Below are 8695 nucleotides of genomic sequence, written 5' to 3'. Positions count from 1 at the left end.
CCCCCCCTTTATCTCGGGTGCCTGTTCTCCTGTTCTAGGGGGTGCCTGTTCTAGGGGACGGTCACCATGAATGAGAGAACGTTGGTTTGCAAGAAGACCAGCAGGCACACGGCCACCAAGAAGATGAGCGACCAGGGTAGAACAGCCTTCATAATGTCAGACTCTTTACCCTCCATGTTCACCGCGGTGGCGGCGATTGCCAGAGACTGCGGCGAAATCATCTTGCCCACCACGCCGCCGGTGGTGTTAGCGGCCAGCAGGAGCTCGGGGTGAACCCCGGAAATGCCCTGATCGGTCAGCTGCTCGGCAGCGGTTACCTGAAGCTTGGAGAAGAGCGCATTAGCCGAGGTGTCCGAGCCGGTCACCGCGGTTCCAACCCAGCCCAGGGTGGGCGAAAGCAAAACATAGATGGTGCCCAGAGAGGCAACCCATTCACCGATAGCCACGGTCTGACCCGAGTAGTTCATGACGTAGGCCAGGGCCAGCACGCAGACGATGGTCAGAGCTGACCAGCGCATACGGTAGGCCACCGAACCAATCTCGCGGACCACCGCGCCCATATTCAGGCTGTAGCGGCCGCCCTCGTCGAAGAGGGTGTAAAGCACGGCGACAATAGCCCCAGAAATCAGCAGGAAGGTGCCGGGGTTATTCAACCAGGCAAAAGAGTACTCGGACTTGACGGCCTCACCCGTGGAGGTGACCAGCCGCTCTGCAAGCAACGGCATCTTGACCGAAAGCGAGGTGCTCTTGAGCCAATCAACCAGCGGGGAGAAGAGGTTGGCGAAACCAAAGACCACAACCACAACCGCGTAGGGCATCAGCGCCATCCACACGCGGCTGGCACTGAGGCTGCCCTCGGTGTCTTCTATCGTGGCGGGCAGACCGTAGCGTTCGCGTACCCCGGCCACTCCGCGCGGCTTCCAGAACCGGAGGAAGACCACGGCGGCACCGAGGGAAACAATGCAGGCGACCACGTCGGTGAGCTGGTAGGCGAAGTAGGTGGCGGTGTACCACTGGGCGATACTGAAGGAGAGGCCGATGACGGCGGCCGGCACCCAGGCGTCTTTGAGGCCGCGCAGACCGTCGAGGATGAAGAGCAGCACGAAGGGTACGAAGAAGGCCAGGAAGGGGGCCTGGTGGCCCACGATGGCCGCGATTGTTGCGGCGTCTCTCTCGCCCACCTCACCGGCGGTGGTGATGGGGATAGCTACGGCGCCAAAGGCCACCGGGGCGGTGTTGGCGATGAGCACGGTGATAGCTGCCCGCAGGGGTTTGATGCCCAGCGCCAAGATCATGGTTGCGGTAATAGCCACCGGCGCGCCGAAGCCGGCAAGCGCCTCCAGCAGGCCGCCGAAACAGAAGGCGATCAGGATTGCCTGAATTCTCAGGTCGCCGCCGCCGATACGGTCAAAGGTGCGGCGTAGATCCTCAAAACGCCCCGAGAGCACGGTGATCTGGTAGAACCAGATTGCCATGATGATCACCCAGACGATGGGGAAGAGGCCGTAGAGGCCGCCGCGCACCGCGGACATGCCGGCCAGATCCCAGGGCATACCAAATCCCAGGGCAGCCACCAGGAGGGAGACGAGAAGGGCGACGATAGCTGAGATATGGGCGCGTGCTTTGACCCCCAACAGCATAATAAAAAACGCGAGCAGGGGGAGGGTTGCCACCAGGGCAGAGAGCCCGAGGCTGCCCCCTACCGCGTCGGTCTGAGCGAACCAAGTGTTCATGGAGCTCCTTGATTTTCTATAACCGCCACAAGGGTATGCCGGTTCCTGAAGTGATGAACAAAATGTGGTTTGACCACAAAGGGATATGACACAGGCTATATGTAACGGGCGTCTTTTCCAAGTTCTACGGCGCTTTACTGTGCAAGAAACCTGAACTCTTGGCGGGGCCGTTTCGCCGCCGCCGGGAGTACCCCATTTTGAGCAGAAAAAAATGCGCTAATTAAAGGGGTTGAGGAGGTGGAAACTCGTGTTAAATGAGAGGTAGAGACCAAACCATCCGTCTGATTCGCCCAAAATTTTTTGAAGGGGCGATCCTCCGTTCCCCACACCGCGGGAAGGGCCTTGAATCAGGCTGTACACCCAAGGAGAAAGCTCATGCGTGTTGCACTGTTTTCAACGTGCATCGTCGATGCCATGTATCCTCGAGTTGCCAAGGCAACCGTGGATATTCTAGAGAGACTGGGGCACGAGGTTGTTTACCCGCAGGGCCAAACCTGCTGCTCACAGATGCACGTGAATTCGGGGTATTTTGACGAGGCCTACCCGATTGTTAAAAACCACGTGGAATCGTTTGGTCGCTGGGATTTTGATGCCGCGGTAGCACCGTCGGGGTCCTGTGTTGCCTCCCTGGGTCACCAGCAGCCCATGATCGCCCGCCACGCCGGTGATGAGTCGCTGGCTCAGCGGGCAGAGACCCTGGCAGCCCGCACCTTTGAGCTATCTTCCTTCCTCATCGATGTTTTGGGCATTACCAACGCGCAGGAGCAGCTGGGGTCCTACTTCCCCGAGCACGTGACCTACCACAGTTCCTGCCACGGTATGCGCCTGCTCCATCTGGGTACCCGCCAGTCGGACCTGGTCAAGACCGTGGGGGGAATCAATTTTACCGAGCTGGAGGACCTGGACCAGTGCTGCGGGTTCGGCGGTACCTTCTCTTTCAAGAACGCCGACACCTCCGGGGCAATGGTGGCCGATAAGGTTAAACACATTGAAGAAACCGGGGCGAAAGTGTGTACCGGCGGCGACGTTTCCTGTCTCATGAACATCGGCGGGGCGCTTTCCCGTAAAGATTCCACCGTCCAAACCGTGCACTTTGCAGAAATTCTTGCATCCACCAAAGAGAACCCCCTCACCGTAGACGGGCCGGTTACTCTGGCAACCTCAGGAGCTAAATAATATGACGACAGTTTCACTGGGCATACCCCGCGTTTACCACGGTGAGGGCAACATTTTTGAGACCGAGCCCTTCCCCGAATACGCGGCGAAAGAGCTGACCAACGAGCAGCTTCGCGCCAACCTGGGTTTTGCCACCCACAAGATCCGCGATAAGCGCGCCGACGTGATTAGTGAGCTTCCCGACTGGCAGGATCTGAGAACCGCCGGTTCCATGATTAAACAGCGCGTCATGGCCAACCTGCCCGAGTACCTGGAGATGTTCGAGAAGAACTTCACCGCTGCCGGCGGCCACGTGCACTGGGCCCGCGATGCCTCCGAGGCAAACCGGATCGCGCTTGACCTGATCCGCGCCGAGGGCGTTGACGAGATTATCAAAATCAAGTCGATGGCAACGGCCGAGATCGGGCTCAACGAGTTTCTCGAAGAAAACGGGGTGAGGGCCATTGAGACCGACCTGGCTGAGGAGATCGTGCAGCTGGCGGATGACCGCCCCTCGCATATTCTTGTGCCGGCGATCCACTTTAACCGTACCCAGATCCGTGACATCTTCACCAAGAAGATTGAGGGGGTGAAGGTTGACCTTTCGGATAACCCGGCGGAACTCGCCGAAGCCTCCCGGATCCGGCTGCGCGATAAGTTCCTCAACACCACAGTGGCGGTCTCCGGTGTCAACTTTGGTATTGCCGAGACCGGAACGCTCACCATCGTGGAGTCCGAGGGTAACGGCCGCATGTGCCTGACTCTCCCCGATACCCTGATCTCGGTTATGGGTATCGAGAAAATCTTGCCGGCTTTTGAGGACTACGAGGTCTTCTTGCAGCTGCTACCGCGCTCATCGACCGGCGAGCGCATGAACCCCTACACCTCTATGTGGACCGGTGTCACTCCCGGGGATGGACCCCAGAATATGCACGTGATTTTGATGGATAACGGCCGAACTGCCGTGCTCAATGACACGGTGGGGAGGCAGGCCCTGCACTGTATCCGTTGCTCGGCCTGCATGAACGTGTGCCCGGTCTACGAGCGCGCCGGCGGGCACGCCTACGGCTCAACCTATCCGGGGCCTATCGGGGCGATTCTTTCGCCTCAGCTGGGCGGTATTGAGAGCGAGTATAACTCATCGCTTCCCTTTGCCTCATCGCTGTGCGGTGCCTGCTACGAGGCATGCCCGGTCAAGATCAATATCCCCGATGTGCTGGTTCACCTGCGGGGTAAGGCGGTTGATGCCGAGAAGGCCCGCGGTGATTTTGCCGGTGGAAAGAAGCACCCGCACCCGCAGATGGATGCTGTCATGTTCGGTGCCAAGCAGCTCTTCCGTTCGGGCAAGATGATGGCGCTGGCCGAACAGGCTCTACCCGCCTCCCACCTGGTGACCGGTAAACAGCACAGGATTTCCTGGCTTCCCGGCCTGATCGGTGGGTGGACCGATTATCGGGATATTCCGGAGCCGCCGAGCCGTTCCTTCCGTAACTGGTGGAAGAAGGAGCGCGGGTCCTCGGAGAAAAAGATGAGCGGGGAGCGCGTGGACCTTCAGGCGCTCATTGAGGCAAACAGGAACAAGGTTGCCGAGGCGCACGCCAACGCAAACCTGGCGCAGGATAGGCGCGCGGCAAAGGAGCACGAGTAATGAGTACCGCTAAAGAAGATATTCTGTCACGGATCAGGGCCTCGCTCTCCGACGGCCCGCGGCCGGAGGAGCCGGTTCGCCGCTACCGCAGGGTGAGTCAGCTCAGCCCCGAAGAAACTAAAGAGATGCTGGTCGATCGGCTGATCGACTATAAGGCCAATGTTTTCTATGCCACCGAGCAGACGCTGCCCGAGAAGCTTGCCGAACTTTTGGGTAGGTCTGCGCGCTACGTGGTGCCGGCGGGGCTGAAGGAAGAGTGGCTACCGGAAGACACCGCCAGTCGCACCCGCATGGTGGATTCGGGTAACGCCCAGAAGCCCGGTGCGCTATCGGTGCGGGAGCTTGACCGGGTGGACGCGGTGATTACCAACTCGACGGTCTCCTGCGCTGAAACCGGAACTATTTTTCTGAACTCGAACCCCGACGAGGGCCGCCGCGCTATCACCCTGGTGCCCGACCGCCACATTTGCGTGGTGAAGGAGGACACTATTGTTGAGCTGGTGCCGGAGGCGATTGCGCGAATCTCTTACCGGCGGCCGGTCACCATGATCTCCGGCCCGTCGGCAACCAGCGATATTGAGCTGATCCGTGTGGAGGGTGTGCACGGGCCCCGCACCCTCGACGTGATTATTCTGGCCTAGGCTGCTTTTCGGAGGAGGGGGCGAGCGAGTAGGAAGAGGAGGATAACCCCGCTGGCGGCAGCACCGCTGACTATAATGACCTGGCGGGGTTCACCCAGTAGGTAGGGGGTCCCCAGTAGTTGGCCTAGACTGGCAAAGATCTGGAAAAAAGCACCGGTGATGGCCAGTACCTGCCCCTGCCGCTCTTCGGGCACCGAATCGTAGATCATCTGCCTGATCCCAATATTGTGCATGGAATTGCACATACCTCCGAGGAGGAAGATAGCCGCAATAAGAGGGGCGTAGGCGAGAAGGCCCTCTCCCATGATTGCCAGACCGACGCCCATGCCGCCCCAGAGCAGGGAGGATAGCGCCGAAACCCTGTAGGAGGGCCGGGCCGAGAGGGCTGCGGTGATGAGTGTGCCCAGTGACCAGAAGATGACGGTGAGGGAGTATCCGAGGGATCCGGGGTCTCCCCGGTAGGTGGGGGATATGTTTGAGATGAATTCTCCGCCCACCTGCTGGAGGTAGATAATACCGGATAGGTCTTCGACGGAGGTAAAAAGAACAACCGCGAACATGACCGGAAGATAGACCAAAATTTTCTGGCTTTGGCCCAGTGCGCGGAGACCGAGAAAGATCTCTTTAAAACTGAGCGGCTCTAGGTTTGGTTTGTTTGTTGTATCGGGTATGAGGCGGAGAAGAGCAATGAGGGCCGGCGCAAAGATGATGGCTGCCGATATAAAGGCGAACCGGCCAAAGAACGAGTACAGCAGCGACGCTATTACCGGAACGATAATTCCAAGAAAAGAGCCCAGGCCCACCAGGTAGGCGGTTGCGGTTTTTTCGTTCATTCCCGATATCTTGGGCAGGATTTTAAAGATGGCCGCGCCGCTGACAATCTCGCTGGCTGTGGTGACGGTGACGAGGAGGAGCCAGAACCAGATAGTGGTGGGGAGGAAGAAGAGAGGAAGGCAGATGAAATCAACGATGAGGGATGCCTGCCAGAGTTTCTTTGTGCTCAGGCGGTCCACGGCGGCGCCCAGAGGGGCTGCCAGCAGAATACCGGAAACAGCGGGGACCAGGGCGAGGGCGGTAAGGGTCCAGGGAGGCATGGACTGGGAGGCTGTAAAAATAAGCAAGAAGTAGATGCTGTCGGTGGCTATTCCTTTAACCGCAAGCGAAAGAAGAATAGTATTCTTGAGCGAAAATATTTTGTTCAGCAAGGTCTTCTGGTGTCCTTTGACTCTAAAATATCATTACCCAACCGCGACACCGCGGATGAACCCCGCTAGCCGGTATCCTATCCGGGGGCTTATCAGGGTGCGCCCGCATCATGTAGTCTTATAGGCTGTATATTAGAGTATCCCCCATGACTGACCCTAGGAGTGTTTTGTGTCTCAAGACGCGTTAATGGCAGATAATTTTCTGTCCCACCACGGCCGAAGATACAGGTTTTTCCGCAGCGAAACCTACGCCGCTTTTGCCCTAGTTGTGGCCACCACCCTGGCCCTGCTCTGGGCCAACTTTGGTGGGGAGAGCTACTCGCATTTCTGGCACACCCATGCCGGTATCAGCATCGGGAGCCTAGACCTTAATTTCACCCTGCACGAGTGGGTGGACGAGGGCTTGATGACCTTCTTCTTCTTTATGGTGGGTCTGGATGTGCGCCGAGACCTCACTCTGGGTGAGCTGCGCAATCCCCGCCAGGCTATCCTTCCCATTGCCGCCGCAATCGGTGGCCTGGTGGTCCCGGCCCTATTTTTCTTGGGGCTGACCGCCGGCAGCGGCTTTGAACACGCCTGGGGTGTGGTGATCTCCACCGACACCGCTTTCGCCCTGGGTATGCTGGCTCTGATCGGCCCCCGCAATGCCCCGCGCCTGCGGGCCTTCCTGCTTGCCTTTGCCGTCATCGACGATATTGGGGCTTTGAGCGTTATCGCCATCTTCTACACCGAGGACCTCAACGTCCAAGCCCTGGCTTTCGTGGCCCTGGGTCTGCTGGCTATCTGGTTGCTGGCCCGCCGCGGGGTATGGCAGTCCTTCCCCTACGTGGTGGTGGGTATCTTCACCTGGTACGCCATGTACTCTTCGGGTATCCACGCCACCCTGGCCGGTGTGCTGATTGCCCTGCTCATGCCCGTCTACCCCGTACGCCGGGAAGACGCCGATGTAGCCAACAGTATCTTTGATCTTTACCGGCAGGACCCGATTCCCGGGGCCGCCCAGGCTGTCCGCGAGACTCTGGTGCGGGCAGTACCCCTTAACCAGCGTCTCTCCGATTTTCTACCCGGCTATGTCAACTACCTGGTGGTGCCCCTCTTCGCCCTGGCTAACGCCGGTATTGTTATTACCGGCGACAGCTTCTCGGCTGCCATGACCTCCGCGGTCACCTGGGGTGTGATTGGTGGCCTGGTGCTGGGCAAGCTGGTTGGTGTGGTGTTGGGTGCCTGGGTTGTTCAGCGCCTGGTCCCGTCCTCACGGGTTGCCGGGCTGGACATGCCCCGTATCGCCGGTATCGCGGCCCTCTCCGGTATGGGCTTTACTATCTCCCTGCTGGTGGCCGGTATGGCCCTGGACGACCCGGTAGCCCAGGACCAGGCCCGGGTGGGCGTGCTCCTGGCCTCCGCTCTGGCTTTGGCCCTGGCCGCCGTTATCTTCCGCCTGGGGGACCGTTTCGCGCCGCTGGACCCGCCGGCCGGTGACACCCTGCCCCGGCCCCTGGGCGATGAGGACCACCTCTACGGTCCCAAGAACGCCCCGGTGCAGCTGGTGCTCTACACCGAGTACACCCCCGAAAAAGTTTCTAAGTTTGCCGGTGCTCTCTGGCAGTCCTACGGCGAACTGGGCAATGATCCCCGTATCTCTTACAGCCTGCGCCACAATGTGACCACCGAGCTGGGTACCTATGTGGCTCTGGCCCTGGAGGCAGCCGAGGCCCAGGGACTCTTTAGAGACTTCCACACTCACATCTCCCGTGACGCCGAAGAGGTACTGGAATTCAACCGCGATAAGGTGCTGGAGATCGCCGCCGAGGAGGGGCTGGACGTTGCCGCTATGGAGGAGCGGATTGCCAGCGGGGTAGACCTACCCCGGATTCAGCGCGATGGTGAGGATCTACCCGAGGAGCTACGCGAGTCGGGTAACCCCGTTCTCTACATCAACGGTCGTAAGGTCAACGGCCCGCTCAACGCCTGGAATATTCGCCACAATATCCAGTGGGCCCTGGACGATCTTGAGGAAGAGCAAAGCCCCTCTTCTTCAACCAGCTAGCTGGCGACAGGAAAGCCCCGGTTCACCGTTCGGTGAACCGGGGCTTTGGGCTTATTCGCCTGCTACTCTCATCAAAGTCATGGGTGGGGCTTAGCTGTATGTGATGGGGAATACCGAGAGATCCAGGGCCAGTTAGGGCTATTCGCATCTACTGATTAGCCGCTCTTCCCTTTATCAGCACTGGCATTATCGTCTAATGGTGATACATCGAGGGCTTCGCACATTGCAGAGTAGTGCTGTGGATCAATGGTTACGTTCTTGATGGC

6 protein-coding genes are annotated in these 8695 nt (G+C 59.2%); 4 read left to right on the top strand and 2 right to left on the bottom strand.

What is annotated here, in order from left to right; genetic code table 11:
- Nucleotides 1–50 precede the first annotated feature (50 nt).
- Nucleotides 51–1733: an L-lactate permease gene (locus ACS1BR_RS05910; RefSeq protein ID WP_463561012.1), complete on the bottom strand. Its 1683-nt coding sequence runs from the start codon at nucleotides 1731–1733 to the stop codon at nucleotides 51–53.
- 375 nt (nucleotides 1734–2108) lie between these two features.
- On the opposite strand from ACS1BR_RS05910, the gene ACS1BR_RS05905 reads away from it, so the two are divergent.
- Genes ACS1BR_RS05905 through ACS1BR_RS05895 form a run of 3 tightly spaced genes read left to right on the top strand, consistent with a single transcriptional unit; the run spans nucleotide 2109 to nucleotide 5177 of the window.
- Nucleotides 2109–2909 carry a (Fe-S)-binding protein gene (locus ACS1BR_RS05905; protein ID WP_463561010.1) on the top strand — a complete coding sequence of 267 codons (801 nt, stop codon included), beginning with the start codon at nucleotides 2109–2111 and terminating at the stop codon, nucleotides 2907–2909.
- A gap of 1 nt (nucleotide 2910) precedes the next feature.
- The gene (locus ACS1BR_RS05900) at nucleotides 2911–4536 is read left to right on the top strand and encodes a LutB/LldF family L-lactate oxidation iron-sulfur protein (protein WP_463561008.1); all 1626 of its coding nucleotides are present in this window, start codon (nucleotides 2911–2913) and stop codon (nucleotides 4534–4536) included.
- On the top strand, nucleotides 4536–5177 hold the full coding sequence (locus ACS1BR_RS05895) for a LutC/YkgG family protein (protein ID WP_463561006.1): 642 nt from the start codon (nucleotides 4536–4538) through the stop codon (nucleotides 5175–5177). The genes ACS1BR_RS05900 and ACS1BR_RS05895 overlap by 1 nt, the downstream gene beginning before the upstream one ends.
- Here ACS1BR_RS05895 and ACS1BR_RS05890 read toward each other — a convergent pair.
- Nucleotides 5174–6382: an MFS transporter gene (locus ACS1BR_RS05890; RefSeq protein WP_463561004.1), complete on the bottom strand. Its 1209-nt coding sequence runs from the start codon at nucleotides 6380–6382 to the stop codon at nucleotides 5174–5176. The genes ACS1BR_RS05895 and ACS1BR_RS05890 overlap by 4 nt on opposite strands.
- 187 nt (nucleotides 6383–6569) lie before the next feature.
- Here ACS1BR_RS05890 and nhaA point away from each other — a divergent pair, with 187 nt between their 5' ends.
- On the top strand, nucleotides 6570–8429 hold the full coding sequence (nhaA, locus tag ACS1BR_RS05885; RefSeq protein ID WP_463561002.1) for a Na+/H+ antiporter NhaA: 1860 nt from the start codon (nucleotides 6570–6572) through the stop codon (nucleotides 8427–8429).
- Nucleotides 8430–8695: the final 266 nt, after the last annotated feature.

The sequence above is a fragment of the Rothia sp. 18CD1-1 genome (assembly GCF_055285355.1).
The sequence above is the reverse complement of the archived record's forward strand: the minus strand, read 5'-3'. Positions and strand labels throughout refer to the sequence as shown.

Bases quoted from the DNA above. Each gene is read 5' to 3' on its own strand.
- ACS1BR_RS05910 (WP_463561012.1), bottom strand. From the start codon at position 1,733: ATGAACACTTGGTTCGCTCAGACCGACGCGGTAGGGGGCAGCCTCGGG.
- ACS1BR_RS05905 (WP_463561010.1), top strand. From the start codon at position 2,109: ATGCGTGTTGCACTGTTTTCAACGTGCATCGTCGATGCCATGTATCCT.
- ACS1BR_RS05900 (WP_463561008.1), top strand. From the start codon at position 2,911: ATGACGACAGTTTCACTGGGCATACCCCGCGTTTACCACGGTGAGGGC.
- ACS1BR_RS05895 (WP_463561006.1), top strand. From the start codon at position 4,536: ATGAGTACCGCTAAAGAAGATATTCTGTCACGGATCAGGGCCTCGCTC.
- nhaA (WP_463561002.1), top strand. From the start codon at position 6,570: ATGGCAGATAATTTTCTGTCCCACCACGGCCGAAGATACAGGTTTTTC.